Source organism: Bauldia sp. (assembly GCF_965232525.1).
In the GTDB taxonomy this organism is placed as follows: Bacteria; Pseudomonadota; Alphaproteobacteria; order Rhizobiales; family Kaistiaceae; genus Bauldia.
Genome location: NZ_OZ246980.1, coordinates 736,091 through 761,394, shown reverse-complemented (window position 1 = coordinate 761,394; position 25,304 = coordinate 736,091). Strand labels below are relative to the sequence as shown.

The window sequence follows — 25,304 nt, the reverse complement described above, 5'->3', positions numbered from 1 at the left end:
AAAATGACGACACCCGCTGACAATTTGCGGATCAACGGCGACCGTCTGTGGGATGCGATCCATGCGATGGCCAAGATCGGGCCCGGGGTGCGTGGCGGTAACAACCGCCAGACGTTGACCGACGACGACGCCGAGGGGCGGCGGCTGTTCCAGCGCTGGTGCGAAGACGCCGGCATGACCGTCACCGTCGACCAGATGGGGACGATGTTCGCCCGCCGCGAAGGCACCGATCCGTCGCTGCCGCCTGTGGTGATCGGTAGCCACCTCGACACTCAGCCGACCGGCGGCCGTTATGACGGCGTGCTCGGCGTGCTCGGTGCGCTCGAAGCCGTGCGCACGATGAACGACCTCGGCATCAAGACCCGCTACCCGATCGAGGTGGTCAACTGGACCAACGAGGAAGGCACCCGTTTCGCCCCGGCGATGCTGGCCTCCGGGGTTTTCGCCGGTATGCATGAAGTCGATTGGGCCTATGACCGCACCGATCACGACGGCAAGCGCTTCGGCGACGAACTAGAACGGATCGGCTTCAGGGGGCCGGAGCCGGTCGGCGGTCGGCCGTTCCACGCGCTATTCGAACTGCACATCGAGCAGGGGCCGATCCTCGAAGCGGAAGGCAAGGACATCGGCGTCGTCACCCACGGGCAGGGGCTCTGGTGGCTGCAGATCACGCTGACCGGCAAGGAAGCCCACACCGGCTCGACGCCGATGCCGATGCGCAAGAACGCCGGGCTCGGCTTCGCCCGGATCGCCGAGCTGGTCCAGCAGATCGCGATGGACAACCAGCCGGCCGCGGTCGGCGGCATCGGTCATGTGGACGTCTATCCGAACTCGCGCAACGTCATCCCCGGCAAGGTGGTGTTCACCGTCGACATTCGTTCCCCGGATCAGGCGACGCTGGATGCGATGAAGGCCCGGGTCGAGACAGAGGCGCCGAAGATTGCCGAGGAGCTCGGGCTCGGCATCGAGATCGAGGTCGCCGGCCATTTCGACCCGGTCACCTTCAATGAAGGCTGCGTCACCGCGGTGCGCAATGCCGCCGACCGGCTCGGTTATTCCCACCGCAACCTCGTCTCCGGCGCTGGCCACGACGCCTGCTGGATCAACCGCGTCGCGCCGACTGCGATGGTGATGTGCCCGTGTGTCGACGGCCTCTCCCACAACGAGGACGAGGACATCACCAAGGAGTGGGCGACCGCCGGCGCCGACGTGTTGTTTCACGCGGCGCTGGAGACGGCGGAGATCGTGGAGTGAGGTGCGTCGGATGACGGCGGATTACCCCCGTCTCGCGCCGATAGGAGCGCCGCAGCGCGGTGTCGGAGAGCGCCTTTGGACTGTCGGGCTCGGTCTGGCCCTGTTGTTCGCGCTCTTGAGTGACGCGGCTCTCGCGCAGCAGAAGCCGCTTGCCGTCGACGTTGTTGCGACGGCGAAGGATGATTTCGTTCGGCTGGATCTAGACAAGGATTTTTGTAGTGAGCCCGATGGCGGGTGCCCGATTATCAGGTTTGTGTGCGCCGAACGAACGGCCGGTGTCGTTTTTGAATACACAGCGATTGGTATAGGTTCGTTCTACGGGGGCGTTTTCCAACCAACGGTGCTGCTGACAGGTAACCCGGATGCGAGATTCCCGGAGAGAATTTCGGTTTCCTTCAGGCTCTACAGCATAACGCGAGCCGATGCGGAGGGTTACAGCTGGAAGGGTGTCTACGATACGGACGTCGACCGCGAACGCGTTCTCGAAGCTCTAAGTTCCGGTCCGAGGTTCGAGGTGCATGGGCCACCTGGGTACCTGCAACTTCACGCAGCCGGTCAGGCCAACGTCCGCGAGTTCGAGATGTTCGCGTCGCGATGTGCGGCTGTCGGCAATGACGCTGGGTGACCGATATGACACTCAGATACCCTTGGCTCGGCGGAGATTGTGGCGTGACCGCGGCGCTGGTTGGCGCTATCCAAGCCGTCCACGCGTTGCGAATGGAGACCGCCCGATGACAGCCGATGCCCGCGCCATCCTCATGCAGATGTTCAGCGCCTTCAACCAACGAGACCTCGAGGGGACGCTGGAACACTTCGCCCCCGATGTCGCCTGGCGCGACGAGGCGACCCATGAGCGCCGGACGGGACGGTTGGAACTTGGGGCCTACTGGGAAAAGGCGTGGAAGGAGACCGATCTCAGGATCGCGCCGATGACCATCGACGTCGGGGCCGGGAAGACCCGGGCGCGGGTTCAGGAACTCGCCAAGGCCGCCGATGGAACCGTGCTCGTCAACCGCAAGCTCGACTATGTGTTCACATTCGAGGGCGTGTTTATAGCCAGCATGTTCGCCGACCAGACGACGATCGAGACCGACGATCAGGACGATGACAACGGTGACGATGAATAGGACTTCGATGCGCGAAGCGATGGCGTGATGGCGGTTTCGATCAACCGGCGACACCCCCCTCTCGCGCCGCCAGGGTCGGCTCCGTCGGCCAAGCGCTGCTCTCGCCCCGGCACGGGGGGTGAGGTTGGTCGGCGCGATTCGAGGAGCGGCCTGAGCGGGGGCGTGCCAACACCAATCGATCGAGATTGTAGAGAAAGGCCGGTTTCACTAAGTTTAAGCACAAGGCGCTCGACGCCGGAGCAACGGTCATGGCAGCGGACAATATCGTTCTCGAGCATCTGCGGGCGATCCGTGAAACGCAGGACCGCCACAGCGAGGACTTGCGTGAGATCAAAGGCCGGCTCGGTATCCTCGAACAGCAGTACGCCAACCTGTCAAACCGGCTCGACAGGATGGATGAACGGATTTCTCGCATCGAGAAGCGGCTCGATCTGGTCGAGAGTTGAGCGTCATCCGAGACATCGGTTTGGCGCTCTCGCTGCCGATCCGCTCTCGTCGCCGCCGCAGGCAGGGCGCCCCACGGTCTTGTTACCGGTTCCGCGACGTGTGCCACCAGTAAGGAGATTCCCATGTCGACAGTGATCAAGGGCGGGACGGTGGTCACCGCCGATACCAGCTTCCCCGCCGATGTTCTGATCGAGGGCGAGACGATCAGCGCGATCGGCAAGAACCTCTCCGGCGACAAGGTGGTCGACGCGGTCGGCTGCTACATCATGCCTGGCGGTATCGACCCGCACACCCACATGGAAATGCCCTTCATGGGCACCTATTCCGCCGACGATTTCTCCACCGGCACCAAGGCGGGTATCTCCGGCGGCACCACCATGACCGTCGACTTCGTACTCCCCGGCATCAACGAGTCGCTGATCGAAGCGCTGCAGACCTGGCACCAGAAGGCCGGCAAGGCGGCGGCCGACTATTCCTTCCACATGGCGATCACCTGGTGGGACGAGCCGGTGTGGAAGGAGATGGAGGAAGTCGTCAAGCGCGGCATCAACACCTTCAAGCACTTCATGGCCTACAAGGGTGCGCTGATGGTGAACGACGACGAGATGTATCAGTCGTTCCTGCGCTGCGGCGAACTGGGCGCGATGCCGCTGGTTCACGCCGAGAACGGCGACGTGGTCGCGCGGTTGCAGCAGAAATACATGGAGATCGGCACCACCGGGCCGGAGGGTCACGCCTTCTCGCGGCCGCCGGAAGTCGAGGGCGAGGCGGTCAACCGGGCGATCATGATCGCCGATCAGGCCGGCGTGCCGCTCTATGTCGTGCACGTCTCCTGCGAGGCGGCGCACGAGGCGATCCGCCGGGCGCGCTCGCTCGGTCGCCGGGTGTTCGGCGAGCCGCTGATCCAGCATCTCACCCTCGATGAATCCGAGTATTTCAACCAGGACTGGGACCACGCGGCGCGGCGGGTGATGTCCCCGCCCTTCCGCAACAAGGTGAACCAGGATTCACTGTGGGCCGGGCTTGCGTCGGGGTCGCTGCAGGTGGTCGCCACCGACCATTGTGCGTTCACGTCGGAACAGAAGCGCATGGGAATCGGCGACTTCACCAAGATCCCGAACGGCACCGGCGGCCTGGAAGACCGGATGCCGGTGCTGTGGACGAGGGGCGTCAACACCGGCCGGCTGACCATGAACGAGTTCGTCGCGGTGACGTCGTCCAACATCGCCAAGATCCTCAACATCTATCCGCGCAAAGGGGCGATCGCCGTCGGCGCCGATGCTGACATCGTCGTCTGGGATCCGGAGAAGAAGAAGCGGATCACCGCCGCCAAGCAGATGTCGGTGATCGACTACAATGTTTTCGAGGGAATCGAGGTGACAGGCCTGCCGCGCTACACCCTGTCGCGCGGCGACATCGTCTTCGAGGACGATAAGGTCACCGCCGAGGACGGTCGCGGCCAATATGTCGAGCGGCCACCGAACCCGCCGATCCACGAGGCGCTGTCGTCGTGGAAGGCGCTGACCACGCCGCAGCCGGTCGAGCGCTCCGAGAAGAACATGCCGGCCGGCGTTTAACCGCCCATGGGAGGGGCTCCCATCGTCATCGCCGCGGCGATGCTGATTGACCGGCGGGGCCGGATGCTGCTGGTGCGCAAGCACGGAACGGCGGCCTTCATGCAGCCCGGCGGCAAAGTCGAGCCGGACGAGACACCGGCTGACGCGCTGGTTCGCGAGGTCGCCGAGGAAGTTGGCATCGTCCTCGATCCATCGACACTGTCCCAACACGGCGTGCAGCGCGCGCCGGCGGCGAACGAACCCGGTGCGACCGTCGTTGCCCACCTGTTCGGCACCCGCGTCAACGTCGCCGCGACGCCAAAGCGCGAGATCGCCGAGGTTGCCTGGGTCGATCCCGATGCGCCCGGCGATCTACCGCTGGCGCCGCTGACCCGGGACCGGGTCTTGCCCATGGCGCGGCATCTGACGGCCTTGCTCGGGGCGGCGGCATGAGTACCGCCGACGCAACGACCCCGGTGATCGCGATCAAGGGACTCGGGCTCACCTTCCAGACCAGTGACGGGCCCGTGGAGGCGCTGTCCAACATCGATCTCGACGTGGAGCCGGGCGCCTTCGTGTCGCTGATCGGCCCGTCGGGTTGCGGCAAGACAACGCTACTGCGGGTGATCGCCGACCTCGAGCAGCCGACCAGCGGTTCGATCACCGTCGATGGAGTGACACCACAGGCGGCGCGGGAGGCCCGCGCTTATGGGTATGTCTTTCAGGCGGCCGCGCTCTACCCATGGCGGACCATCGCCCGCAACGTCGCCTTGCCCTTGGAAATCATGGGGCTGCCCAGAGCCGAGCGCGACCGACGGATCGCCGACAATCTGGCGCTGGTGAACCTCACCGGGTTCGAGCGCAAATTTCCGTGGCAGCTTTCCGGCGGGATGCAGCAACGGGTGTCAATCGCCCGGGCGCTGGCGGTGGAGCCGAACCTTTTGCTCATGGACGAGCCGTTCGGGGCCCTCGACGAGATCGTCCGCGATTACCTCAACGAACAGCTGCTGCAGCTCTGGGCGAAGACCAAGAAGACGGTGGTGTTCGTCACTCACTCGATTCCCGAGGCGGTGTTCCTGTCGACCAAGATCGTGGTGATGTCGCCCCGCCCGGGTCGGGTCTACGACGTGATCCCGTCTGACCTGCCCGGCGACCGGACCCTCAACATCCGCGAGACGCCGGAGTTCGTGAGGATGGCGCACCGGGTGCGGGAAGGCCTCAGGGCGGGGCACAGCTATGACGACTGAGGGCGCGCCTAGATCGCGGAAACAGCGATGACCACAGCGACCGCCACCGCAGAGCATGCGCCCGCCGGGCCGAGCCTGATCGCCCGATTCCTGCGCAGCAAGGTGGTGGCGGTCACCGTCGTTATCGCCGCGATCATCGTTATCTGGTACATCGCCGCGATTTTCATGAACGCGCAGTGGCAGCGCGAGGTGTTCGAGCGCGCCGACGTCACGCCGACCACCATTGAATTCATCGAGGCGACCTGGGCGCAGGAGCGGCCGGTATTGCCGGCGCCCCATCAGGTCGGCGCGGAGCTTTACAAGACCATCTTCCAGACCGCGCCGACGTCGAAGCGCAGCCTGCTCTTCCACGGCTGGGTGACGCTGTCGTCGACCCTGCTCGGCTTTCTGATGGGCACGTTTCTCGGCATCTGTCTTGCGACCGCGATCGTGCACGTCGCCAGCCTCGACAAGAGCCTGATGCCCTGGGTCGTGGCATCGCAGACGATCCCAATCCTCGCCATCGCGCCGATGGTTATCGTCGTGCTCGCATCGATCGGACTGACCGGGCTGCTGCCGAAGGCAATCATCTCCACCTATCTGTCGTTCTTCCCGGTGACCGTCGGTATGGTGAAGGGCCTGCGCTCGCCGGACCTCATCAATCTCGACCTGATGCGTACCTATAGCGCCAGTCGCGCCCAAACCTTCTGGAAGCTGCGCTGGCCGTCGTCGGTGCCGTATCTGTTCGTGTCGATGCGGGTGGCGATCGCCGCGAGCCTGGTGGGCGCCATCGTCGGCGAACTACCGACCGGCGCCACCGCCGGCCTCGGCGCCCGGCTGCTCACCGGCTCCTACTACGGGCAGACGGTGCAGATCTGGTCAGCTCTGATCACCGCCGCGGTGCTAGCCGCGGTCCTGGTTGGGCTGGTCGGCCTGGTCAGCCGGTTCGTCATGCGGCGCATGGGCGCGCGACCGACATGATCCGCAGTGGCGATCTCTGGCTACCGGTCGGGGCGCTGGTGGCGCTGGTGGCTGCGGTCGTTCTGCCGCTTGGCGGTGCGGATGCGCCGGTTGGGTTGCTGGGACTTGGTGGCCTGCCGATCGTCATGGTCGTGCTTCTGGCGGCAGGCGCGGTGATGGCCGTTGCGCCCATCCCGCCACGGATCACCGACATCGTCCTGCTGGTCGTCGTTCACGTCGGCGCCTATGTCACCCTGGTATCGGTCCTGCCGCTGGTCGACCAAACCGCGTCCTGGGGCTTCTGGGGGCTGGTGATCGCGCTGTGGTTGCTGGCCTGGCGGCTGGTCTCCGGCCTATCCGAACTCGCGCCGGCCGGGCGTCTCGCGTCGCTCGCGCTGAAGGTCCTGGTGCCGCTCATCTTCGGCGTCTGGCTTCTGTTCCTGTGGGAAGTGATTGTCCGCGGCGCCGGCGTCCCTCCAGTCCTTCTACCCGCCCCGAGTGCGATCTGGGCACGGATCGCAACCTCGACCGACATCCTGTGGGCCGACTTCAACCAGACGTTCCTGAAGGCGGTGCTCGCCGGCTACGCCATCGGCTGCGCAAGCGGCTTCGTCATCGCCATCATCACCGATCGCAACGCGTTCCTGAAACGCGGCCTGCTGCCGGTCGGGAACCTCGTCTCCGCCCTGCCGATCATCGGCATGGCGCCGATCATGGTGATGTGGTTCGGCTTCGACTGGCCGTCGAAGGCGGCGGTGGTGGTCATCATGACCTTTTTCCCCATGCTGGTGAACACGGTGCAGGGACTGGCGACCGCCGATCGCATGCAGCGCGATCTGATGAAAACCTATGCGGCCGACTACTGGCAAACGCTGATCAAACTACGCCTGCCGGCGGCGTTGCCGTTCATTTTCAACGCACTCAAGATCAACTCGACGCTTGCCCTGATCGGCGCCATCGTAGCCGAGTTTTTCGGCACGCCGATCGTCGGTATGGGCTTCCGCATTTCCACCGAGGTCGGTCGATTGGCGATCGACATGGTGTGGGCCGAAATTGCAGTGGCGGCGTTAGCCGGCTCCGTGTTTTATGGCAGTTTGGCACTTCTGGAACGCTTGGTTACCTTCTGGCATCCATCGTTCCAGCACGTCAGCCGCGGGGCGACGATCAGAAAGGCTTAACAAGGAGAAGTCAGCAATGAACAAACTCTTGACCGCCACGCTGGCGGCCACTCTCGGCAGCGGGCTGGGCCTGGCATCGGCTTCGGCCGCCGACGAGATCACCTTACAGCTGAAATGGGTCACTCAGGCGCAGTTTGCCGGTTACTACGTGGCCAAGGACAAGGGCTTCTACGAGGAAGAAGACCTCGACGTTACCATCCTCCCGGGCGGTCCCGACATAGCCCCGCCCCAGGTGATAGCCGGCGGCGGCGCCGACGTGGTCGTCGAATGGATGCCGGCGGCGCTGGCGGCCCGCGAGCGCGGCGTGCCGCTGGTCAATATCGCCCAGCCGTTCAAACGTTCCGGCATGATGCTGACTTGTCACGAAGATCACGGGATCACCGATCCGCAGCACTTTCGCGGCAAGACACTCGGCGTCTGGTTCTTCGGCAACGAGTATCCGTTCCTGTCGTGGATGTCGCGGCTCGACATCCCGACCGACGGCGGCGCCGACGGCGTCACCGTGATCAAGCAGGGTTTCAACGTCGATCCGCTGCTGCAGCGGCAGGCCGAGTGCATCTCGACCATGACCTACAACGAGTATTGGCAGGTTATCGATGCCGGCATCCCCGAGGATGAACTCGTCGTCTTCAAGTATGACGAGCTGGGCGTCGCGACGCTCGAGGACGGGCTCTACGTTCTCGAGGAAAACCTGGATGACCCCGCGTTCGTCGATGCCATGGCGCGCTTCGTCACGGCGACGATGAAGGGGTGGGAATATGCTCGCGAGAACCCGGAAGAGGCTGCCGAGATCGTTCTGGAAAACGACGATACCGGCGCCCAGACCGAGAACCATCAGCAGCGAATGATGGGCGAGATCAACAAGCTCACCGCCGGTTCCAACGGCGTTCTCCATCCCGGCGACTACGAGCGGACCGTCGAGATCCTGCTCGCCGGGGGGTCCGACCCGGTCATCACCGAGGTGCCTCAGGGCGCCTGGACACATGCCGTGACTGAAAAGGCCGGGCTGGCGGTCGAATAGCTCTCCCGCAGACCACTGATCCGAACAGGCGCTTTCGAGCGCCTGTTCCTTTTGTAGTCGTCCAGCAAGCCAATCCGTGATCGGATATCCGTCACACAGGTAGTTTAGCTGCGGCGGGCCAGCTTACTTTGCCGACTTGGCGCGTTTCTTAGCCGCCTTCGTTTCTGCCGCTGAGCGCATCAGATCGAGCGCCAGCCGGGCCATCTCGGGCCATCGGTCGCGGTCCGCAGGGCCGATCAGGATCCAGTCCATCATCGGCGGCTTCGACTTGAATGGTGCCAGATATTCCCAGTCGGTCAGTTTCAACGAAAAGACGTCGAGGTCGCGCCCGAGGCGCACACCCAAGCCGGCGAAGCGGCCCTTGGTGGTGAAAAAGGCGAAGACTTTGCCGCCGAAGGTGACGGCGTCCGACGACATCATCTTGCCGCGGGCGACGCCGTCTTCCGTCTCGACCAGGCTCTCGGCGAGATCGAGCCACGCCCGCTTGTCACTGTCGTCCGATGTCAGCATGGCGTCACTTCCGGCTTCCACGTGCCATCCGATGCGTTAAACTGAACGGTGAAATAAGCCAAGATGCCACGCGGCAGCATCGTGACAGGGGATGACAGGAGACGGCGGATGAACAAGGGTCCTCGCAAACTACACTTGAGTCCGGACCTTCCGGGCTTTCTCGATCAATTGGCGAAGAACAATAACAAAGAGTGGTTCGAGGCGCATCGCGATCTCTACAAGGCCGCCTTCGTCGAACCGACCCTCGCGTTTATCGAGGCGATGGCGCCGCCGCTGGCCAAGCTCGAACCGCCGCTTCAGGCGGTGCCCAAGGTCAACGGTTCGCTGCGGCGGATCAATCGGGACGTTCGCTTCTCCAAGGACAAGCGGCCGTATTCGAATTCGCTGCATCTGGTCTTTTGGGCGGGCGACCATCCTAACAGATCGCCCGGCTTCCATATCAGCCTGTCGGCGGATCACTGGGGCTACGGCGCCGGCCATTGGGCCTTCGAGCCGGCTCAACTGGACGCCTACCGCGACGCGGTGACCTCCGGCAGTGGCGCCAAGGACCTGCTCGCCGCACTGGCCAAGGCGGAGAAGGACGGAGCGACGATCGGCGAGCCGCAGTTGGCCCGGGTGCCGCGCGGCTTCGAAGTAGACGAGCCGGTGGCGACCCTGCTCCGCCGCAAGGGTATCGTCGTGATGAGCGGCCATCAGCCGATGGTGAAGGGCCTGTTCAGCGCGAAGGCGGTCGATACGGTTATGACCCACGTCAAGGCGTCGATGCCGTTGATCCGCTGGCTCGACCGCAACGTGTTTGCCTGAGCCGGATCGCACCGGAGCCCTTGTCGGTTCCGAGCGACGCTAACCCCATATGGCGCTAGAATACCGACCGATGTGTCGGCGTCCCCGCCGACGAAGGAGGGTCTGGCGATGCGAGTCGGTGTTCCCAGGGAAATCAAGGTCGGCGAGGCTCGCGTTGGGCTGACGCCGGCGGCGGTGGTCGAGTACGTGGCACACGGTCATGAAGTGCTGGTCGAGGCTGGTGCCGGGACCGGGATCAACGCTGGCGACGATGTGTATGCGGCGGCTGGCGGTACTATCGTTCCGACGGCGGCGGCGGTGTTCGATGGCACCGACATGATCGTCAAGGTCAAGGAACCGCAGCCGGAGGAATGGGCGCAGCTCCGACCCGACCAGATCCTGTTCACTTACCTGCACCTCGCCGCTGACCCTGAACAGGCAGCGGGGCTGATGGAGTCCGGCGTAACGGCGGTCGCGTACGAGACGGTCACCGACAGTCGCGGCGGGTTGCCCCTTCTGGCGCCGATGAGCGAAGTGGCTGGCCGGCTGTCAATCCAGGCCGGCGCGACAGCGCTGGAAAAGCCGAATGGTGGCCGTGGGATTCTACTCGGCGGGGTGCCGGGTGTCCCGCCGGGCAAAGTGTCGGTCATCGGCGGCGGCGTGGTCGGTACCCAAGCGGCGCAGATCGCCGTCGGGTTTGGGGCGGAAGTCATCATTGTCGATCGATCGCTGCCGCGATTGCGCGACCTGGATGACCTGTTCCAGGGCCGGGTCAAGACCCGTTATTCGACTCTGGAAGCGATCCGCGAGGAAGTCTTCTCGGCCGACATCGTGGTCGGCGCGGTTCTCATCCCAGGTGCCTCGGCGCCGAAACTGGTCAGCCGGGCGATGCTCGCCGGCATGAAGCCCGGCGCGGTGCTGGTCGATGTCGCGATCGATCAGGGCGGGTGCTTCGAAACCTCGCGGCCGACCACCCACGAAGAGCCGACCTATGTGGTCGACGGGATCGTTCACTACTGCGTCGCCAATATGCCCGGCGCGGTACCGCTGACCTCGAGCGAAGCGCTGAACAACGCCACGCTGCCCTTCGGTCTCGCCATCGCCGACGCGGGCCTGGAAGCGCTCGGTGCCAACCCGCATTTGCTCGAAGGGCTCAACGTCCACGCCGGACGGATCGCCCACCGTGGTGTCGCCGAAAGCCTTGATCTGCCCTTCGACGAGCCGGATCAGTTGTTAGCGACGTGACCGCCAAAATCGTCGGCAACCGCAGGAATCGGGTGGCGATCCAACCGGGGAGCTGAGATTTCGAAGCCCAACACGTCTGTCAAAGAGGGTTTCGACATCATGGGAAGACTGAATGACAAGGTTGCCATCGTCACCGGCGCGAGTTCCGGCATCGGGCGGGCCACGGCGCGATTGTTTGCCGACGAAGGCGCTAAGGTCGTGGTTAGCGCCCGGCGGCGCGATCCGCTCGACACGCTGGTCGAGGAGATCCGGAACAGCGGCGGCGAAGCGGCCGCGATCTCGGGCGATGCCAAGGACAGTGATCTGGCGCAGGCGCTGGTCGATGCGGCGGTCAATCGCTTCGGCGGCCTCGACATCGCTTTCAACAACGCCGGAACGATGGGTGAGGCGGTGCCGACGCCCGACCTCACCGTCGAAGCCTGGCACGATATGCTCGATACTAATCTCACCAGCGCCTTCCTCGGCGCCAGGGCGCAGATCCCGGCGATGCTTCAGCGCGGCGCCGGGTCGATCATCTTCAACTCGACCTTCGTTGGTTATTCCGCCGGCATGCCGGGGATGGCCGCCTATGCCGCCAGCAAAGCCGGCCTGATTGGCCTGACTCAGGTGCTTGCCAGCGAGTTCGGTGCCCAGGGCATAAGGGTGAACGCGATTCTGCCAGGCGGGACCGACACACCGATGGGGCGTGCTTACGCCAACACGCCGGAGACGCTCGCCTTTGCCGAGGGGCTCCATGCGCTCAAACGCCTGGCGCGGCCGGAGGAGATCGCCCGCTCGGTCCTCCATCTGGCGTCCGATGACGCGAGCTTCATGACCGGGGCCGCGGTTCTGGTCGATGGCGGCGTCTCGATCAACCGGGTGTGAGACGCGCGATCCGGTCAGAGGCGGCGGAGCGCGACCTGTTCGACGCGATGATCGTCGCCCTTGCGCAGGATCAGGTCCGCGCGAGGCCGGGTCGGTCGGATATTTTCGCGCAGATTGACGAGGTTGATCCGGTCCCATAGGCCGCCGGCGATGGTGATCGCCTCCTCGTTCGAGATCGAGGCGTAGCGGTGGAAGTAGGACTCAGGGTCGCGGAAGGCGGTGCGGCGGAGTTCCTTGAAACGCTCCAGGTACCAGGTGCGGATGATCGCCTCGTCGGCATCGATGTAGATCGAGAAGTCGAAGAAGTCGGAGACGAACGGCACGGCCCGGCCATCGCGGGGCAATCGCGACGTCTGGAGCACGTTCAGCCCTTCGACGATCAGGATATCGGGCCGCTCGACCGTCACGTGCTTACCGGGCACGATGTCGTAGGTGAGATGCGAATAGAACGGCGCGGTGACCTTGGGTTCGCCTGACTTGACGCTGTTGAGGAAGGCGAGCAGCGCGGGGCGGTCGTAGCTCTCCGGGAACCCCTTGCGCTCCATTAGCCCCTCTTCCTGGAGCACGGCGTTCGGGAGCAGGAACCCGTCGGTCGCCATCAGTTCGACTCGCGGTGTGTTCGGCCAGCGCTGGAGCAGCGCCTGGAGCAGCCGTGCTGTGGTCGATTTGCCGACCGCCACCGAGCCGGCGATGCCGATGATGAACGGCATGACGCCGTCGTGGTTGCCGAGAAACGACCGGGTCGCCTGATGCAGGTTCTGGATCGCGGCGACATAGAGGCTGAGGAGACGGGAGACCGGCAGGTAGATTTCGGCGACTTCGTCGAGGGAGACCGGATCGTTGAGGCTCTGGAGCCGCTTGACCTCCTCGCCGGTCAGCGTCATCGGCGTGTCGGCCCTGAGCGCCGCCCATTCCGCGCGACTGAAGATCAGATGCGGCGAGACGCGCGGCGGCGACGGCTGATCCATCACTTCTCCCCGTCGGCGCGATTGCGCGCCGCCTTCTCCGCCAGCCCCGACTGGCCAGTTCGCCGGTCGAGCTCTTCCATCACGCTCGACAGGGCGATGTCACGGGATTGTAGCATGACCAGCAGGTGATAGAGCACATCGGCTGCTTCGGCAGTCAGCGCGGCATCGTCCTCGCCGACCGCGGCAAGCACCGCCTCCACCGCTTCCTCGCCGAATTTCTGGGCGCATGTCCGCACCCCGGCGTTGAGCAACCTGGCCGTATAGGACCCCGATCCGCCCGAGCGCGCCCGGTCGGCGAGGATCGCCGCCAGGTCGTCGAGGGTGAAGGGACGCTCGTCAGCCATCGAGCCGCACCGGTACGCCGAGGGCTGCCATGTGGGCCTTGGCGTCGTGTATGGAGAAATCGCCGAAATGAAAAACCGATGCCGCAAGCACGGCGGAGGCGTGCCCGTCACGGACGGCGGCAACGAGATGTTCCGGCCGTCCGGCGCCGCCGGAGGCCACCACCGGCACCGGCACCGCGTCGGCAATCGCGCGGGTCAGCGCAATGTCGTATCCGTCGCGGGTGCCGTCATTGTCCTGCGATGTCACCAAGAGTTCACCGGCGCCAAGGGCGGCCATGCGGGTCGCATAATCGATGACATCCATGCCGATCGGTTTGTGCGTGACATGGGAAAAGACTTCCCAGCGGGGGGCGTTGCCGTCGCTGCTGACCCGGGTTGCGTCGATGTTGACCACGATCGCCTGCGAGCCGAACTTCTCCGCCGCGCTCGGCACCAGATCGGGGTTGGTCTGCGCTGCGGTGTTGATCAAGACCTTGTCGGCGCCGGCGAGCATCAGTGCGCGAATGTCGGCGACGCTCCGCACACCACCGCCGACGGTGACCGGGATGAAACACACCTCGGCGGTGCGGGCGACCACGTCGAGGATCGTTCCGCGATCTTCGTGGCTCGCGCGAATATCGAGGAAGCAGAGTTCGTCGGCGCCGGCGGCGTCATAGGCACGCGCGGCCTCGACCGGATCGCCGGCGTCGGTGAGGTCGACGAAGCGGACACCCTTGACGACACGGCCGTCCTTGACGTCGAGGCAGGGGATGACGCGGGCTTTCAGCATCAGCCGTTGATCGCCGCGGCTTCGATCAGCCGCAGCGCCTCCAGCGGATCGAGGCGGCCGTCATAAAGCGCCCGCCCGGCGATGGCGCCTTCCAAGCCGGCACAGTCCGGCTCGAGCAGCCGCAGGATATCGGCGAGGGAGGCGAGGCCGCCCGAGGCGATGACCGGGACCGACACAGCGCCGGCAAGGCGGAGCGTTGCCGGGAAGTTGAGTCCGGCAAGGACGCCGTCCCGGTCGATGTCGGTATAGATGATGGCGGCGACGCCGGCGTCCTCGAACCGACGGGCGAGGTCGATGACGTCCATCTCGGTGGTGTCGGCCCAGCCGTCAACGGCGACCTTACCGGCGCGAGCGTCGATGCCGACGGCGATCCGGCCGGGATGATTGCGGGCCGCGATGCGCACCAGATCGGGATCGCGCACGGCCGCCGTCCCCAGGATGACCCGGGCGACGCCGCGTCCGATCCAGCCGTCGATGGCTGCGTGATCGCGGATGCCGCCGCCGAGCTGCACCGGGATGTCGATCGCGGCGAGGATCGCTTCGGCGGCAGCGCCGTTGACGGCCTTGCCGGCGAATGCCCCGTTGAGGTCGACCACATGCAGCCACGCGAATCCCTGCTTCGCGAAAGTTTTCGCCTGCGCCGCCGGGTCCGGGTTGAACACCGTGGCGCTCTCCATCGCGCCCTTTTCGAGGCGGACGCAGGCACCGTCCTTCAGATCGATGGCGGGAAACAGAATCATGGCGGGCGCTCTAGCGGTGGATTTCGACCAGGAGGACCCAGCCGTCGACCACCGCCTTGATGATGGAAAAGATGATGGCGACGGCGATCCAATACACCCCGGAGAGATCGCCGAAAAGGAGCAAGATTCCACCGACGATGTAGGGAAGCGCCGCCGCGGCGAACAGGACGACGTTGACGGCATAGGTGATCCGGTTGGTGATCCGCGGCGACTTGGCGGCGGTCGCCTCGATGGCGGTTCCCACGGCGAGGACGAAGGCGCCGAGCGCCAGCGCCTCGATCCCGAGCGTGACGGTCGGCTGGGCCGGGATCAGCATCAGCGCCGAGATGACCAGGACGGTGAGCAGTAGCAGCATCGCCAGCAGCGCCCGGTTGGGCAGGTCCTTCGCGGCGAGAATCCGTTCGAGGTTGATCGAAACCGCGACGAACAGGAGCCCGCCGAGCGCCGCCGAGGCGCCGAGCTGGCCAAGGAAGAAGTTGTCCCAGCCCTCGGTCACGGTTGTTTCATGCGGAACCAGATGATTCGCATAACGTTGCAATGATCGTTGCAAAGCTAAATGTGGATAAACCACACAGCATTGTGGATTTCGGGGATGTCAACATTGACCCGTTAGGTCGAGCTTTGCGGGGGTAGGGAATCACCATAGCTTTCGCCATGACCAAGCGGAAAAGCCGGGATTCCGGCCCGGCTTTCCCCCCGTACTGCATGGAGCACCACGGGCGCAGCTGTCTGCGAGCGGACTGAAACAAAGTCCAGCTGTCGGGTCAAGGTGCTCCTCTCGCTCAACTCGGCGAAGGAGCTTGTCCAACATGAGTTCACTGACCTTTGACCAAGCTGTGGAAAGCTGGAAGCATAGGTGGTCCGGAAGGAAAGTCCGAGACATCGTAGCGGTCTACGATGTCGATCCTCGACGACTGTACGAAGTGTGGCAGGAAGACATCCACAGCGGCAGCAAGAGTATCGCCTATCAACAGCTTAAGCATGAATCGCCGGAATTGGCGCCGGCCGAGGAACCTCCAAGGCACTCCCCCCGGTTCAAGGTCGTACCGCGAGATCGTCAGCTAGATTTGTTCGACGATTCTGATGATCCGGACGACCCTGATGATCCTTACGGCGACCATTTCAGGAAGTTGCCGATCAGCGCCAAACCGAGTTTCTGGCTCTTTTCCGGGTGAAACTGGGTACCGGCGATATTGCCCCTCGCGACGATGGCGGTGACCGGGCCGCCGTAGTCGGCGACCGCGATGACATCGGCCTCGTTGTGGGCGACCATATGGAAGGAGTGCAGGAAGTAGGCATGCCAGCCCTCGGGGCCGAGGGCGATGCCGTCGAGAAGCGGGTGCGCGGCGCGGCCGCCAAGGGTGTTCCAGCCCATGTGCGGAACTTTCAGCGCCGGATCGGTGGGTTCGATGGCGCGAACCTCGCCGGGAATGCGGTTTAGTCCCTCCGTGACCCCATGCTCGATACCGCGGCTCGCTAGCAACTGCATGCCGACGCAGATGCCGAGAAACGGCCGGCCGCGGGTATCGATGGCTTCGTCGATGGCCTCGACCATGCCGTCGAGGGCGTCGAGATTGCGGCGACAGTCGGCGAACGCGCCATCGCCGGGTAGGACGATCCGGTCGGCGCGGGCGACCACGTCCGGGTCGGATGTCACGGTGACCGCGCCCGCGTTTGCCGCGCCGAGCATGCGCTCAAACGCCTTCGCCGCGGACCGGAGATTGCCGGCGCCGTAGTCGATCAGAGCGACGGTCATCGGGTCGGGTTCGGCGACGGGAACAGGCCGACGACGGGACGCTCCTCCGGCGGGGTCTTCGTCACCGGCTCCCATCCGGACGGCGCAGGCGGATCATCTGCGGTCGGGTCCGCCGGCTCTACGTGAAGTTCGATCTCCTCGAAGTAACGCCGTTCGGCTTCGTCCTGGGTGCGGCCTTCGACCACGGCGATGGTTCGGTGACCGTTGCGCTCCAGCGTCCAGCGGCGGAGCCCGTTGGCCTCAAGCGCGAACCATACCCGGCCGAGCCAGTAGACGACCGTGGCGACGGTGCCGCCGATTGCGACGAGAACCAGGACCGCGGCAAGCAGAAACAGCAGGATCAGCCATTGGCGGCAGTAAATCGACCAAATCAGCGGGACGAACAGCGCCGGCCAGCAGAAACCCTCCTTGACGAAGATAAGCGAGTCCGTGGCGGTCTCGCTGGTATCAGGCGGGACGAGGACGGTGTAGAACGCCATTCGCCTCAGTCTCCGAGCCGGCCCTTGGTGGATGGCAGGCGCCCTTCCTGGCGCGGATCGATCGCCGCCGCCGCCCGCAGAGCCCGGGCCAGCGCCTTGAAGCAGCTCTCGGCGATGTGGTGGTTGTTGGTGCCGTAGAGCGTCTCGATGTGCAGTGTCACGCCGGCGTTCTGGGCGAAGGCCCGGAAGAACTCCAGGAACAGTTCGGTGTCGAACGCGCCGATCGTGTCGCGGCTGAACGTGACGTTCCAGACCAGAAACGGGCGTCCCGACACGTCGATGGCGCAGCGGGTCAGCGCCTCATCCATCGGCAGGTGGACGTCGGCATAACGGCTGATGCCGCGCCGATCGCCGAGCGCGTCGCGGATCGCCTGGCCGAGGGCGATGCCGACATCCTCGACTGTGTGATGCTGGTCGATGTGCAGGTCGCCCGCGGCGCGCACCGTGATGTCGATCAGGCTGTGACGCGCCAATTGATCCAGCATGTGGTCGAAGAAACCGATCCCGGTCTCGACGTCGGCCTTACCGGCGCCATCGAGGTCGATTTCGACCGAAATGTCGGTTTCGTTAGTCTTTCGCTTGATCGTGGCGGTGCGCATGGTTCGGCGCGCTCCTATCATTTGGCGGAGCGGGTTGTATCAGGGGCGTTGCCCCAAGGCCATAGACGGGAGAACCACGGGCGGCGTTTGCACTTGGCCTGATCCGACTTACATAGGGCGGACCGCCCGAAGGGGCCGCCCGCGGGGCTCGTTACGAGACCGCCTGTGGCCTGCTGCACGAGGACACGATACCCATGAACGATTCCGCCCCTGCCACGTGGCATGGCACCACAATCGTGACCGTTCGCAAGGACGGCAAGGTGGTGATTGCCGGCGACGGTCAGGTCTCCGTCGGACAGACGGTGATGAAGCATAACGCCAAGAAGGTTCGGCCGATCGGCAAAAGCGGCGTGATCGCCGGTTTCGCCGGTGCGACCGCTGATGCCTTCACCCTGTTCGAGCGGCTCGAAGCCAAGCTGGAGCAGTATCCGCGCCAGCTGACCCGGGCCTGCGTCGAACTCGCCAAGGACTGGCGCACCGACAAATATCTGCGCCGCCTCGAGGCGATGATGCTGGTGGCGGACGCCTCTACCAGCCTGGTGGTGACCGGCACCGGCGACGTGCTCGAGCCCGACGGCGGCATCGCCGGCATCGGCTCCGGCGGTAACTATGCGCTCGCCGCCGCAAGAGCGCTCGCCGAAACCGACCTCGACGCCGAAACCATCGCCCGGCGGGCGATGGCGATCGCCGCCGACATCTGCGTCTACACCAACGATCAGGTCACCCTGGAGTCGGTCGATGCGGCTTAGTCCGAGACCGACTGCTGTTCCCGACGTTCACGATTCACCGAGACGACCATGACCAACTTCTCCCCCCGCGAGATCGTATCCGAGCTCGACCGCTACATCATCGGCCAGGCCGACGCGAAGCGGGCCGTGGCGATTGCGCTGCGCAACCGTTGGCGCCGCCAGCAGCTGACCGGTGCCATGCGCGAAGAGGTTCTGCCCAAGAACATCCTGATGATCGGCCCGACCGGCATCGGCAAGACCGAGATCTCCCGGAGGCTGGCGAAGCTCGCCGGCGCCCCGTTCATCAAAATCGAGGCGACCAAGTTCACCGAAGTCGGCTATGTCGGCCGCGACGTGGAGTCGGTGGTCCGCGATCTGGTCGAGGTCGGGATCGGCCTGGTGCGCGAGCGCAAGCGCAAGGAAGTCTCCGCCAAGGCGGAACTCGCCGCCGAGGAGCGGGTGCTGACCGCGCTGGTCGGCGATTCCGCCAGCCCGGCGACACGCGAGTCCTTCCGCAAGAAGCTGCGCGAGGGCGACCTCGACGACAAGGAAATCGAGATCGAGGTCCGCGATACCGGCGGCGGCATGCCGTCCTTCGATATTCCGGGCATGCCCGGCGCCAGCGTGGGCGTCATGAACATTGGCGATATGCTCGGCAAGGCGTTCGGCCAGAAGACCAAGACGCGTCGCGTTAACGTGGCGGACTCCCATCCGATCCTGGTGGCGGAAGAATCCGACCGGCTGCTCGACGACGAGCAGGTGGTGCAGGAAGCCATCGAATCGGTCGAGAACGATGGGATCGTTTTCCTCGACGAGATCGACAAGATCTGCGCCCGTGAAGGTCGCTTCGGCGCCGATGTCAGCCGCGAGGGGGTGCAGCGTGACCTCCTGCCGCTGATCGAAGGCACCACGGTCGCGACCAAGCACGGTCAGGTGAAGACCGACCACATCCTGTTCGTCGCCTCCGGTGCGTTCCATGTCGCCAAGCCGTCCGACCTGTTGCCGGAGCTTCAGGGCCGGCTGCCGATCCGGGTGGAGCTCCATCCGCTCACCACCGACGACTTCCGTCGCATCCTGACGGAAACCGAGGCGAGTCTGATCAAGCAGTATGTGGCGCTGATGGCGACCGAGGGCGTAACCTTGGAGATCACCGACGACGCGATCGATACGATCGCGGAGATCGCGGTGTCGATCAACGCCAATGTGGAGAACATCGGCGCCCGACGGCTGCAGACGGTGATGGAACGCATCCTCGACGATGTGAGCTTTACCGCGGCCGACCGCGATGGCGATACCATCGTCATCGACGCCAAATACGTCGAGGATCACATCGGCGATCTGGCGCGCAACACCGACCTCAGCCGCTTCATCCTGTAGCCCGTCAATCGGGCGCTCTGCCCTTCGCTTGCCGTAAACCGGCTGCTATGGTCTGGGCGCCGGGCTTGCCGCCCGCGCCGGGACGGGTCGCCATTTGGAGCGGGGAAGCCCGATGGGCTGGACCGTCGTTCCGATGTGGTGCAATAGGGGCGAAGGTTTGGATTTGGAGTGCTCTCCATGGTCATGTTGAAACGCCTTGCCGTCGCGGCGGCGGTGAGCGTCGGGCTCGCCGTCGGCCATGTCGCGCCACCCGTCGCGATGGCGTCGGAGGTGGTTGTCGTCCCCCCGGGGAACCAGTTCGCGAAACAGCCAAAGGTCTTCGTCGGATCACGCGCCCTGACATTCTTCGGTGGCGGTACGTTCAAGACGAAATATCGCAAGGTTTACAATCTTCTAGCCGGAAATCCCAACCTGATCGCAGCGATCAAGCAGGTCGCCGCGGTGTATGACATCGATCCGATGCACATTATCGGCGCGGTGGTCGGCGAGCACACCTACAACATCGACACCTATGACACGCTGCAAACCTATTACGTCAAAGCGCTCCAGTACGTTTCCGACGACACGCTGATCTTCGCTGACCGCAACGATACGGCTCAGGAGCTCTTCGCTCGGCCGCAGTTTGCCCGCTGCACGCAGTTCACCACCAACTACGAGATCTGGGACTGCCGCCAGACCGTCTGGGAAAGCACGTTTATGGGCCGCTTCGTCGACGGCCGGCGCTATCCCCGCGATCGACTGCACAGGGTCTATTTCGGGCCGATGTTCGCCGGGCAGACGTTCGGGTTCGGCCAGCTGAGCCCGATCGCGGCGCTGTCGGTGACCGACATCGTCCACGCCAAGGCGGGGTTGCCGCTGCTTTCGATCGACAATGCGTCGCAGGTCTATCAGCAGATCATGAACCCGGAGACATCGCTTCACTACGTGGCGGCGAACATCAAGGTCTCAATCGATGCCTACAAGCAGATCGCGGGCTTCGATATCTCCCAGAATCCCGGGATCACGGCGACGCTCTACAATCTCGGCAACGCAGCCACTCGGGCGCGGACGCTGCGGGCGGAGAACGAAAAACGGGCGGCCGCCGGCAAGCCGGCTCAACTGCCGCAGGAGAACTTCTACGGCTGGCTGATCAACGATCGCGAAGCCGAACTGCGCCAGCTTCTCGGTTGATCAGCGTTCGGCGTGGTTAACCGCGTCGGCGCCTGACTCGCACGTAGAAAGCACCGGCGCCGCCGTGGCGCCGACCGGCCTCCGATACGCCAGCCACGAACGGCTTGAATGCCGCCGATTTCAGCCATTCCGGCACCGCGCGGCGGAGCACGCCGCGGCTCGGTTCGCCAATGTCGCGGGGGGTGTCGTTGCCCTTGCCGGTGATCACCAGGACGATGCGGGCGCCGTTGGCGTGAGCGTCCTCCAGAAACCGCAACAACCGTCCGTGCGCGACGGTTTGCGTCAGGCCGTGGAGGTCGATGCGGCGATCGACAGGGGTCAACCCACGCGACACGCGACTGACGGTTTTGCGGTCCAGCGGCCCTGCGGGCGGTGGCGGCGCGGGACGGGATGCCGCGTTCAGCCTTGGGGTCGGCGTTTTAGGCGAAGTCGAGGGTGGCTCAGCCGATGGCTGGCGTGCGGGTTCCGGCACCTCCGGTTCCTGTGGCTCATCTGTCCTCAGCGGCTCCGCTGTGCGCTTGACCGCCTCCCAGAGGCGCTTGTCTTCCCCCGACAGGCCGCGCCGTCCAGTCTTGCGTCGCATCAGCCAGAACCGGCCTCGTCCGTCCGGGGTACCAGAATCGTGAACCGCCCCCGGGATGCCAGAGCCCCGGCGACATCGCCCGCCGCGTTGCCGGAGCCGATGAAGATGTCACCGCGCGTCGGTCCGACGATGGCGGAGCCGGTGTCGTGGGCGGTCATAAGGCGCCGGAACGTCTTGCGGTCGGGTATCTGGGTCTCCACCCACACCGGGGTGTGGAAGCTGTGGATCAGCCGGTCGACGGCAAGACTGCGTCCCGGCGTCAGCGGCACCTTGGCTGCCGCGACCGGCCCAAGGGCGGGGTCGTCGACTGCCGCCTCGCCGAAGAAGATGTATGAGCGGTTCCCTGCCATCACCGCGCCGGCCTGATCGGGGTGATCGGCAAGCCAGCGGCGAATCGTGGCCATGGTCGCGCCGCCCCGCGGCAGCGCGCCCGTCTCGATCAGCACCCGACCGATCGGGGTGTAGGGGTGCCCGCTCTTAGCGGCGTAGGTGACCCGCATCTCGCCGCCCTCGACCAGGCGAATGCGCGCCGAGCCCTGAATGTGGATGAAGAAAACGTCGACCGGATCGGCGAGATAAACCAGTTCGAGGCCCCGGCCATCGAGAAACCCGGCGGTGATCTCAGCACGATCCGGATAGGGACGAAGGCCGTCATCGGTCCGACGGGCGAACCGGGTACCGGGCGCGAGGCCAGGTGGTAGGGCGTCAGGTTCGATGTCGACCAGGTCGTCAGGCCGGGCGTAGAGCGGATGAGCAAAGGCCGCCGATCGCGTGAGGCTGCCGGCGACCACCGGCTCGTAGTAGCCGGTGAAGAAGGGCGATTCATCGTTCGAAACCACATCGCAAGGCTGAAACGCGGTTTCGAAGAATTCTCGCGCCGCCTCTCGGTCGGCGCCGGCCAGCGAGCGAGCCTCGACGATCCGCCTGCTAAGCGCGGCAACATCGATTCCGGTTTCGCGGTGCTTCGGCGGATGCCCGGCGATCACATCCGCGCCAGAGGCGAAGGCGTTCAGCGCCGCGGCATGATCGTCCTCCGTCCAGCCGTTCAGGTTTTCGAACGACACGGGTTCGAGGCGGAAGGTCGGTTGCGGCTTCTGTTCGGGACCGGCGGCCGAAAGCATGACCGCCGCGGTCACTCGACGGATTCGGTCGCGATCAGCTTCCAGTTCGGGTCGCGCGAGTTGACGTCACGCGAGAAGGTCCAGATGTCGGTCACGTCGGCGACATGGACGGGATCTCCGTCGACCACCCGCCCTTCCTTGTCGTGGGTCGCCGAAATCAGCTTCGACGAGAACCGGATGGTGATGTGGGCGGCGTTGGCTTTGAACGACGCGTCGGTGATCTCCGCCTTGTCGATGCCGACGAAGCGGAACTCGATGGTCTCGTGTCGCCCTTCGCGCTCGCTGATCGCGGCGACGAAGCCGTCATAGACCTCGCGGCTCAGGAGCTGCTTGAGCGTCTTGCGATCGCCCTCGGCGAACGCTGTGACGACCATCTCGTAGGCGGCCTTGGCGCCGTTGAGGAAGGAATCGGGATCGAAGGTCCGGTCGGCGGTGGCGATCGCGGTCAGCGCCTCGTTGAGGGAGGTTCCTTCCGGCGCCAAGGTCTTGATCTGAGCCTCAGCCGCTGGCGCGATACCGTCCGAAGCGGGTTCGCTGCCGGCGCGGCGCGGCGGCAGGCTGATCACGTTTTCGTCACCGCTTGCGGTCGGCGGCGCTTCGGTACGCGAATAGGGGTCGAACGGCGGCCGCTCGTTCCCTGTGCGCCGGCCGAGAATGCTCCGCAGGTACAAGAAGATGACGATCGCAAGGACCAGAAAGATAATGGTGTAGATGTCGATGAAGCCGTCCATGCGTCCGGGTCCTGTCCCCGATCAGTGGGCTTTAGCACGAAATGTCCAAGGGGAACGATGTTTTTCCAATGTAGTGAAGGTTTGCGGCGGATGCGAGTCCGTTGGGTGATACCGGCGCTGCCTTGTCTCGCTGACGGTTGCGTGTTAGCCCCCGGCAAGCCGGGCGGCAACGCCCATTATCAGAGTAGTCAGGAAGCGGATTTTCATGGCTGAAGAAAATAGCGGTCGGCAGCCGGCCGGCAATGACCAACAGCGGCCAGCCCAGCAGTCCGCGCCCCAGAATCTTGGCGTTCTCGCCCAATACATCAAAGATATGTCGTTCGAGAGCCCCGGCGCGCCACAATCCCTGCGTGAGCGCGGGACGGCGCCGACCATCAACATCACCATCAATGTTGAACCCGGACAGGTCACCGACAACGAGGTAGAGGTCGAACTCAAGGTCGACGTCAAGGCGACCACCGGCGACGACAACACCATTCTGTTCGCGATCGAACTGGTCTATGCGGGCCTGTTCCGGCTGACCAATATCCCGAAAGAAGCGGTGCAACCGATCCTGCGGGTCGAATGCCCGCGGCTACTCTTCCCCTTCGCCCGGCAGATCATCGCCGAAGCCAGCCGAAATGGCGGGTTCCCGCCACTGCTGATCGATCCGATCGACTTCCTGGCGCTGTTCCGCCAACGCCTGGCCCAGGCGCAGCAGGCGGCGGCTGCCGCCCAGTCCGGCGAAGGTCAAAGCACCGCCTGACCGCCCCGAACCGGCCTAGATATCGAAGCCTGCTTCGCGGGCGAGGTCGCGCAACGACGTTACCGGCCGCGGTCCGATGTGGCCGATGACCTCGGCGGCGGCGAGCGTGCCGAGCCGGGCCGCGTCGATCGGATCCATGTCCCGGGCGATCCCGAACAGGAAACCGGAGGCGAACAGGTCGCCGGCGCCGGTGAGATCGGCGACGTTTTCGACCGGCGTCGCGTCGACCCGCGACACTCCGTCGCCGCTGACGACGATCGCGCCGTTGACCCCCACAGTGACCGCCGCCAGCGGACAATCGGCCGCAAGGGCCCTCAACGCGGCGTCGAGGTTCGCGGTTTCGTAGAGCGAGCGGAGCTCGGAGTCGTTGGCGAACAGGATATCAACCGTTCCGTCGCGAATGAGGCCGAGGAACTCGGCGCGGAAGCGGTCGACGCAGAATGGGTCGGAAAGGGTCAGCGACACCTGGCGGCCGGCTTCGTGGGCGATTGTGGCGGCATGCCGGAACGCCTCCTTGGCGAGCGGCGGATCCCAGAGATAGCCTTCCATGTAGGTAATTGCCGCCGCGGAGACGACGGCGGGATCGATGTCGTCGGGGCTGAGTAGCTGGGCGGCGCCCAGATAGGTATTCATCGTCCGCTCGCCGTCCGGCGTGATCAGGATCATCGAGCTGGCCGTTGCCAGTCCGCCGGTGAGACGCGGCGTCTCGAAGTGAACCCCGATCGCATGCATATCGTGGGCGTAGATGCCGCCGAAGGTGTCGTCGGCGACTTTGCCGAAGAAGGCGGCGTTGCCGCCAAGGGACGCGATTCCGGCAGCAGTGTTACCAGCCGAGCCGCCTGACGCCTCTATCGCCGGACCCATCGCGTCGTACAACGACTTGGCGCGCGCTTCGTCGATCAGATGCATGGTGCCCTTGTGCAAGTCCTGGGCGAGGAGAAAATCGTCCTCGGTGCGCGAGAGCACGTCGACGATGGCGTTGCCGATGCATAGTGCATCGAATCTCGGTGGGTTCATAAGGGG

31 protein-coding genes are annotated in these 25,304 nt (G+C 64.9%); 18 read left to right on the top strand and 13 right to left on the bottom strand.

The annotated features are described in order from the left end of the window. Window positions 1-3: 3 nt before the first annotated feature. The 10 genes from ACO076_RS03635 (at window position 4) to ACO076_RS03590 (ending at window position 8,769) form a co-directional block, all read left to right on the top strand. The gene (locus tag ACO076_RS03635; protein ID WP_421725374.1) at window positions 4-1,254 is read left to right on the top strand and encodes a Zn-dependent hydrolase; all 1,251 of its coding nucleotides are present in this window, start codon (window positions 4-6) and stop codon (window positions 1,252-1,254) included. A 10-nt stretch (window positions 1,255-1,264) separates the two neighbouring features. Beyond that, a complete protein-coding gene (locus ACO076_RS03630; RefSeq protein ID WP_421725373.1) occupies window positions 1,265-1,879 on the top strand; it encodes a hypothetical protein in 615 nt (204 codons plus the stop codon). Window positions 1,880-1,985: 106 nt separating this feature from the next. Continuing rightward, window positions 1,986-2,381, top strand: coding sequence for a nuclear transport factor 2 family protein (locus ACO076_RS03625; protein WP_421725372.1), 396 nt, complete (start codon window positions 1,986-1,988; stop codon window positions 2,379-2,381). A gap of 248 nt (window positions 2,382-2,629) precedes the next feature. Further along, entirely contained in the window at window positions 2,630-2,827 is a 198-nt protein-coding gene (locus tag ACO076_RS03620) for a hypothetical protein (RefSeq protein ID WP_421725371.1), read from the top strand. Between the two features lie 123 nt (window positions 2,828-2,950). Beyond that, window positions 2,951-4,405, top strand: coding sequence for a dihydropyrimidinase (gene hydA, locus ACO076_RS03615; protein WP_421725370.1), 1,455 nt, complete (start codon window positions 2,951-2,953; stop codon window positions 4,403-4,405). Window positions 4,406-4,411: 6 nt separating this feature from the next. Further along, a complete protein-coding gene (locus ACO076_RS03610; RefSeq protein ID WP_421725369.1) occupies window positions 4,412-4,837 on the top strand; it encodes an NUDIX hydrolase in 426 nt (141 codons plus the stop codon). Then, window positions 4,834-5,631, top strand: coding sequence for an ABC transporter ATP-binding protein (locus ACO076_RS03605; RefSeq protein WP_421725368.1), 798 nt, complete (start codon window positions 4,834-4,836; stop codon window positions 5,629-5,631). The genes ACO076_RS03610 and ACO076_RS03605 overlap by 4 nt, the downstream gene beginning before the upstream one ends. 27 nt (window positions 5,632-5,658) lie before the next feature. Then, a complete protein-coding gene (locus ACO076_RS03600; RefSeq protein ID WP_421725367.1) occupies window positions 5,659-6,591 on the top strand; it encodes an ABC transporter permease in 933 nt (310 codons plus the stop codon). Continuing rightward, window positions 6,588-7,748, top strand: a complete 1,161-nt coding sequence (locus ACO076_RS03595; RefSeq protein ID WP_421725366.1) for an ABC transporter permease — start codon at window positions 6,588-6,590, stop codon at window positions 7,746-7,748. Before ACO076_RS03600 ends, ACO076_RS03595 begins: the two co-directional genes overlap by 4 nt. A 16-nt stretch (window positions 7,749-7,764) precedes the next feature. Beyond that, window positions 7,765-8,769: an ABC transporter substrate-binding protein gene (locus tag ACO076_RS03590; protein ID WP_421725365.1), complete on the top strand. Its 1,005-nt coding sequence runs from the start codon at window positions 7,765-7,767 to the stop codon at window positions 8,767-8,769. A 123-nt stretch (window positions 8,770-8,892) separates the two neighbouring features. Here the strand turns inward: ACO076_RS03590 and ACO076_RS03585 are convergent, their stop codons facing one another. After that, window positions 8,893-9,279, bottom strand: a complete 387-nt coding sequence (locus ACO076_RS03585; RefSeq protein ID WP_421725364.1) for a hypothetical protein — start codon at window positions 9,277-9,279, stop codon at window positions 8,893-8,895. A 108-nt stretch (window positions 9,280-9,387) separates the two neighbouring features. On the opposite strand from ACO076_RS03585, the gene ACO076_RS03580 reads away from it, so the two are divergent. The 3 genes from ACO076_RS03580 to ACO076_RS03570 all read left to right on the top strand — a co-directional run bounded on the left by ACO076_RS03580 (window position 9,388) and on the right by ACO076_RS03570 (window position 12,171). Then, the gene (locus ACO076_RS03580) at window positions 9,388-10,083 is read left to right on the top strand and encodes a DUF2461 domain-containing protein (RefSeq protein ID WP_421725363.1); all 696 of its coding nucleotides are present in this window, start codon (window positions 9,388-9,390) and stop codon (window positions 10,081-10,083) included. Between the two features lie 108 nt (window positions 10,084-10,191). Further along, complete coding sequence (gene ald / locus ACO076_RS03575) at window positions 10,192-11,307, top strand: alanine dehydrogenase (protein ID WP_421725362.1); 1,116 nt, start codon at window positions 10,192-10,194, stop codon at window positions 11,305-11,307. Between the two features lie 99 nt (window positions 11,308-11,406). Next, a complete protein-coding gene (locus ACO076_RS03570; protein ID WP_421725361.1) occupies window positions 11,407-12,171 on the top strand; it encodes an SDR family oxidoreductase in 765 nt (254 codons plus the stop codon). 14 nt (window positions 12,172-12,185) lie between these two features. On the opposite strand, the gene coaA is transcribed toward ACO076_RS03570, so the two are convergent. The 5 genes from coaA to ACO076_RS03545 are packed head-to-tail and all read right to left on the bottom strand — an operon-like array spanning window position 12,186 to window position 15,488. Beyond that, the gene (gene coaA, locus ACO076_RS03565) at window positions 12,186-13,139 is read right to left on the bottom strand and encodes a type I pantothenate kinase (RefSeq protein WP_421725360.1); all 954 of its coding nucleotides are present in this window, start codon (window positions 13,137-13,139) and stop codon (window positions 12,186-12,188) included. Next, on the bottom strand, window positions 13,139-13,483 hold the full coding sequence (locus ACO076_RS03560) for a phosphoribosyl-ATP diphosphatase (RefSeq protein WP_421725359.1): 345 nt from the start codon (window positions 13,481-13,483) through the stop codon (window positions 13,139-13,141). The genes coaA and ACO076_RS03560 overlap by 1 nt, the downstream gene beginning before the upstream one ends. Beyond that, window positions 13,476-14,252, bottom strand: coding sequence for an imidazole glycerol phosphate synthase subunit HisF (gene hisF, locus ACO076_RS03555; protein WP_421725358.1), 777 nt, complete (start codon window positions 14,250-14,252; stop codon window positions 13,476-13,478). Before hisF ends, ACO076_RS03560 begins: the two co-directional genes overlap by 8 nt. After that, window positions 14,252-14,992, bottom strand: coding sequence for a 1-(5-phosphoribosyl)-5-[(5-phosphoribosylamino)methylideneamino]imidazole-4-carboxamide isomerase (gene hisA, locus ACO076_RS03550; RefSeq protein WP_421725357.1), 741 nt, complete (start codon window positions 14,990-14,992; stop codon window positions 14,252-14,254). The genes hisF and hisA overlap by 1 nt, the downstream gene beginning before the upstream one ends. A 10-nt stretch (window positions 14,993-15,002) precedes the next feature. Further along, window positions 15,003-15,488, bottom strand: a complete 486-nt coding sequence (locus ACO076_RS03545) for a hypothetical protein (protein WP_421725356.1) — start codon at window positions 15,486-15,488, stop codon at window positions 15,003-15,005. A 313-nt stretch (window positions 15,489-15,801) separates the two neighbouring features. On the opposite strand from ACO076_RS03545, the gene ACO076_RS03540 reads away from it, so the two are divergent. Further along, window positions 15,802-16,167, top strand: coding sequence for a hypothetical protein (locus ACO076_RS03540; RefSeq protein ID WP_421725355.1), 366 nt, complete (start codon window positions 15,802-15,804; stop codon window positions 16,165-16,167). On the opposite strand, the gene hisH is transcribed toward ACO076_RS03540, so the two are convergent. The 3 genes from hisH to hisB are packed head-to-tail and all read right to left on the bottom strand — an operon-like array spanning window position 16,101 to window position 17,826. Then, window positions 16,101-16,748, bottom strand: coding sequence for an imidazole glycerol phosphate synthase subunit HisH (hisH, locus tag ACO076_RS03535; protein ID WP_421725354.1), 648 nt, complete (start codon window positions 16,746-16,748; stop codon window positions 16,101-16,103). The genes ACO076_RS03540 and hisH overlap by 67 nt on opposite strands. After that, window positions 16,745-17,227: a DUF2628 domain-containing protein gene (locus ACO076_RS03530; protein WP_421725353.1), complete on the bottom strand. Its 483-nt coding sequence runs from the start codon at window positions 17,225-17,227 to the stop codon at window positions 16,745-16,747. The genes hisH and ACO076_RS03530 overlap by 4 nt, the downstream gene beginning before the upstream one ends. A gap of 5 nt (window positions 17,228-17,232) precedes the next feature. Further along, on the bottom strand, window positions 17,233-17,826 hold the full coding sequence (gene hisB, locus ACO076_RS03525; RefSeq protein WP_421725352.1) for an imidazoleglycerol-phosphate dehydratase HisB: 594 nt from the start codon (window positions 17,824-17,826) through the stop codon (window positions 17,233-17,235). A 194-nt stretch (window positions 17,827-18,020) separates the two neighbouring features. Here hisB and hslV point away from each other — a divergent pair, with 194 nt between their 5' ends. The 3 genes from hslV to ACO076_RS03510 all read left to right on the top strand — a co-directional run bounded on the left by hslV (window position 18,021) and on the right by ACO076_RS03510 (window position 21,101). Beyond that, window positions 18,021-18,575, top strand: a complete 555-nt coding sequence (gene hslV / locus ACO076_RS03520) for an ATP-dependent protease subunit HslV (RefSeq protein WP_421725351.1) — start codon at window positions 18,021-18,023, stop codon at window positions 18,573-18,575. A gap of 48 nt (window positions 18,576-18,623) precedes the next feature. Then, window positions 18,624-19,931: an ATP-dependent protease ATPase subunit HslU gene (hslU, locus tag ACO076_RS03515; protein ID WP_421725350.1), complete on the top strand. Its 1,308-nt coding sequence runs from the start codon at window positions 18,624-18,626 to the stop codon at window positions 19,929-19,931. 177 nt (window positions 19,932-20,108) lie between these two features. Further along, a complete protein-coding gene (locus ACO076_RS03510; protein WP_421725349.1) occupies window positions 20,109-21,101 on the top strand; it encodes a DUF1402 family protein in 993 nt (330 codons plus the stop codon). Window positions 21,102-21,117: 16 nt separating this feature from the next. Here ACO076_RS03510 and ACO076_RS03505 read toward each other — a convergent pair whose 3' ends face one another. The 3 genes from ACO076_RS03505 to ACO076_RS03495 all read right to left on the bottom strand — a co-directional run bounded on the left by ACO076_RS03505 (window position 21,118) and on the right by ACO076_RS03495 (window position 23,536). After that, window positions 21,118-21,423 (bottom strand): Smr/MutS family protein, encoded by a 306-nt coding sequence (locus ACO076_RS03505; RefSeq protein WP_421725348.1) that lies wholly within the window; start codon window positions 21,421-21,423, stop codon window positions 21,118-21,120. 260 nt (window positions 21,424-21,683) lie between these two features. After that, the gene (locus ACO076_RS03500; RefSeq protein ID WP_421725347.1) at window positions 21,684-22,820 is read right to left on the bottom strand and encodes a murein transglycosylase A; all 1,137 of its coding nucleotides are present in this window, start codon (window positions 22,818-22,820) and stop codon (window positions 21,684-21,686) included. Further along, window positions 22,817-23,536: a Tim44/TimA family putative adaptor protein gene (locus ACO076_RS03495; RefSeq protein ID WP_421725346.1), complete on the bottom strand. Its 720-nt coding sequence runs from the start codon at window positions 23,534-23,536 to the stop codon at window positions 22,817-22,819. Before ACO076_RS03495 ends, ACO076_RS03500 begins: the two co-directional genes overlap by 4 nt. Window positions 23,537-23,741: 205 nt before the next feature. Between ACO076_RS03495 and secB the strand changes: the two genes are divergently transcribed. Next, window positions 23,742-24,281, top strand: coding sequence for a protein-export chaperone SecB (secB, locus tag ACO076_RS03490; protein WP_421725345.1), 540 nt, complete (start codon window positions 23,742-23,744; stop codon window positions 24,279-24,281). Between the two features lie 15 nt (window positions 24,282-24,296). Here secB and ACO076_RS03485 read toward each other — a convergent pair whose 3' ends face one another. Continuing rightward, entirely contained in the window at window positions 24,297-25,298 is a 1,002-nt protein-coding gene (locus tag ACO076_RS03485) for an adenosine kinase (protein WP_421725344.1), read from the bottom strand. Between the last annotated feature and the right edge of the window lie 6 nt (window positions 25,299-25,304).

What these genes read in the sequence shown, in the direction of transcription:
- ald (WP_421725362.1), top strand. Translation starts at nt 10,192, where the DNA reads ATGCGAGTCGGTGTTCCCAGGGAAATCAAGGTCGGCGAGGCTCGCGTT.
- ACO076_RS03630 (WP_421725373.1), top strand. Translation starts at nt 1,265, where the DNA reads ATGACGGCGGATTACCCCCGTCTCGCGCCGATAGGAGCGCCGCAGCGC.
- secB (WP_421725345.1), top strand. Translation starts at nt 23,742, where the DNA reads ATGGCTGAAGAAAATAGCGGTCGGCAGCCGGCCGGCAATGACCAACAG.
- ACO076_RS03560 (WP_421725359.1), bottom strand. Translation starts at nt 13,483, where the DNA reads ATGGCTGACGAGCGTCCCTTCACCCTCGACGACCTGGCGGCGATCCTC.
- ACO076_RS03600 (WP_421725367.1), top strand. Translation starts at nt 5,659, where the DNA reads ATGACCACAGCGACCGCCACCGCAGAGCATGCGCCCGCCGGGCCGAGC.
- ACO076_RS03625 (WP_421725372.1), top strand. Translation starts at nt 1,986, where the DNA reads ATGACAGCCGATGCCCGCGCCATCCTCATGCAGATGTTCAGCGCCTTC.
- ACO076_RS03510 (WP_421725349.1), top strand. Translation starts at nt 20,109, where the DNA reads ATGGTCATGTTGAAACGCCTTGCCGTCGCGGCGGCGGTGAGCGTCGGG.
- ACO076_RS03580 (WP_421725363.1), top strand. Translation starts at nt 9,388, where the DNA reads ATGAACAAGGGTCCTCGCAAACTACACTTGAGTCCGGACCTTCCGGGC.
- ACO076_RS03585 (WP_421725364.1), bottom strand. Translation starts at nt 9,279, where the DNA reads ATGCTGACATCGGACGACAGTGACAAGCGGGCGTGGCTCGATCTCGCC.
- ACO076_RS03485 (WP_421725344.1), bottom strand. Translation starts at nt 25,298, where the DNA reads ATGAACCCACCGAGATTCGATGCACTATGCATCGGCAACGCCATCGTC.
- ACO076_RS03540 (WP_421725355.1), top strand. Translation starts at nt 15,802, where the DNA reads ATGAGTTCACTGACCTTTGACCAAGCTGTGGAAAGCTGGAAGCATAGG.
- hslU (WP_421725350.1), top strand. Translation starts at nt 18,624, where the DNA reads ATGACCAACTTCTCCCCCCGCGAGATCGTATCCGAGCTCGACCGCTAC.
- ACO076_RS03590 (WP_421725365.1), top strand. Translation starts at nt 7,765, where the DNA reads ATGAACAAACTCTTGACCGCCACGCTGGCGGCCACTCTCGGCAGCGGG.
- ACO076_RS03620 (WP_421725371.1), top strand. Translation starts at nt 2,630, where the DNA reads ATGGCAGCGGACAATATCGTTCTCGAGCATCTGCGGGCGATCCGTGAA.
- hisA (WP_421725357.1), bottom strand. Translation starts at nt 14,992, where the DNA reads ATGATTCTGTTTCCCGCCATCGATCTGAAGGACGGTGCCTGCGTCCGC.
- ACO076_RS03605 (WP_421725368.1), top strand. Translation starts at nt 4,834, where the DNA reads ATGAGTACCGCCGACGCAACGACCCCGGTGATCGCGATCAAGGGACTC.
- ACO076_RS03495 (WP_421725346.1), bottom strand. Translation starts at nt 23,536, where the DNA reads ATGGACGGCTTCATCGACATCTACACCATTATCTTTCTGGTCCTTGCG.
- ACO076_RS03595 (WP_421725366.1), top strand. Translation starts at nt 6,588, where the DNA reads ATGATCCGCAGTGGCGATCTCTGGCTACCGGTCGGGGCGCTGGTGGCG.
- ACO076_RS03570 (WP_421725361.1), top strand. Translation starts at nt 11,407, where the DNA reads ATGGGAAGACTGAATGACAAGGTTGCCATCGTCACCGGCGCGAGTTCC.
- hslV (WP_421725351.1), top strand. Translation starts at nt 18,021, where the DNA reads ATGAACGATTCCGCCCCTGCCACGTGGCATGGCACCACAATCGTGACC.
- hydA (WP_421725370.1), top strand. Translation starts at nt 2,951, where the DNA reads ATGTCGACAGTGATCAAGGGCGGGACGGTGGTCACCGCCGATACCAGC.
- hisF (WP_421725358.1), bottom strand. Translation starts at nt 14,252, where the DNA reads ATGCTGAAAGCCCGCGTCATCCCCTGCCTCGACGTCAAGGACGGCCGT.
- ACO076_RS03610 (WP_421725369.1), top strand. Translation starts at nt 4,412, where the DNA reads ATGGGAGGGGCTCCCATCGTCATCGCCGCGGCGATGCTGATTGACCGG.
- hisH (WP_421725354.1), bottom strand. Translation starts at nt 16,748, where the DNA reads ATGACCGTCGCTCTGATCGACTACGGCGCCGGCAATCTCCGGTCCGCG.
- ACO076_RS03530 (WP_421725353.1), bottom strand. Translation starts at nt 17,227, where the DNA reads ATGGCGTTCTACACCGTCCTCGTCCCGCCTGATACCAGCGAGACCGCC.
- coaA (WP_421725360.1), bottom strand. Translation starts at nt 13,139, where the DNA reads ATGGATCAGCCGTCGCCGCCGCGCGTCTCGCCGCATCTGATCTTCAGT.
- hisB (WP_421725352.1), bottom strand. Translation starts at nt 17,826, where the DNA reads ATGCGCACCGCCACGATCAAGCGAAAGACTAACGAAACCGACATTTCG.
- ACO076_RS03635 (WP_421725374.1), top strand. Translation starts at nt 4, where the DNA reads ATGACGACACCCGCTGACAATTTGCGGATCAACGGCGACCGTCTGTGG.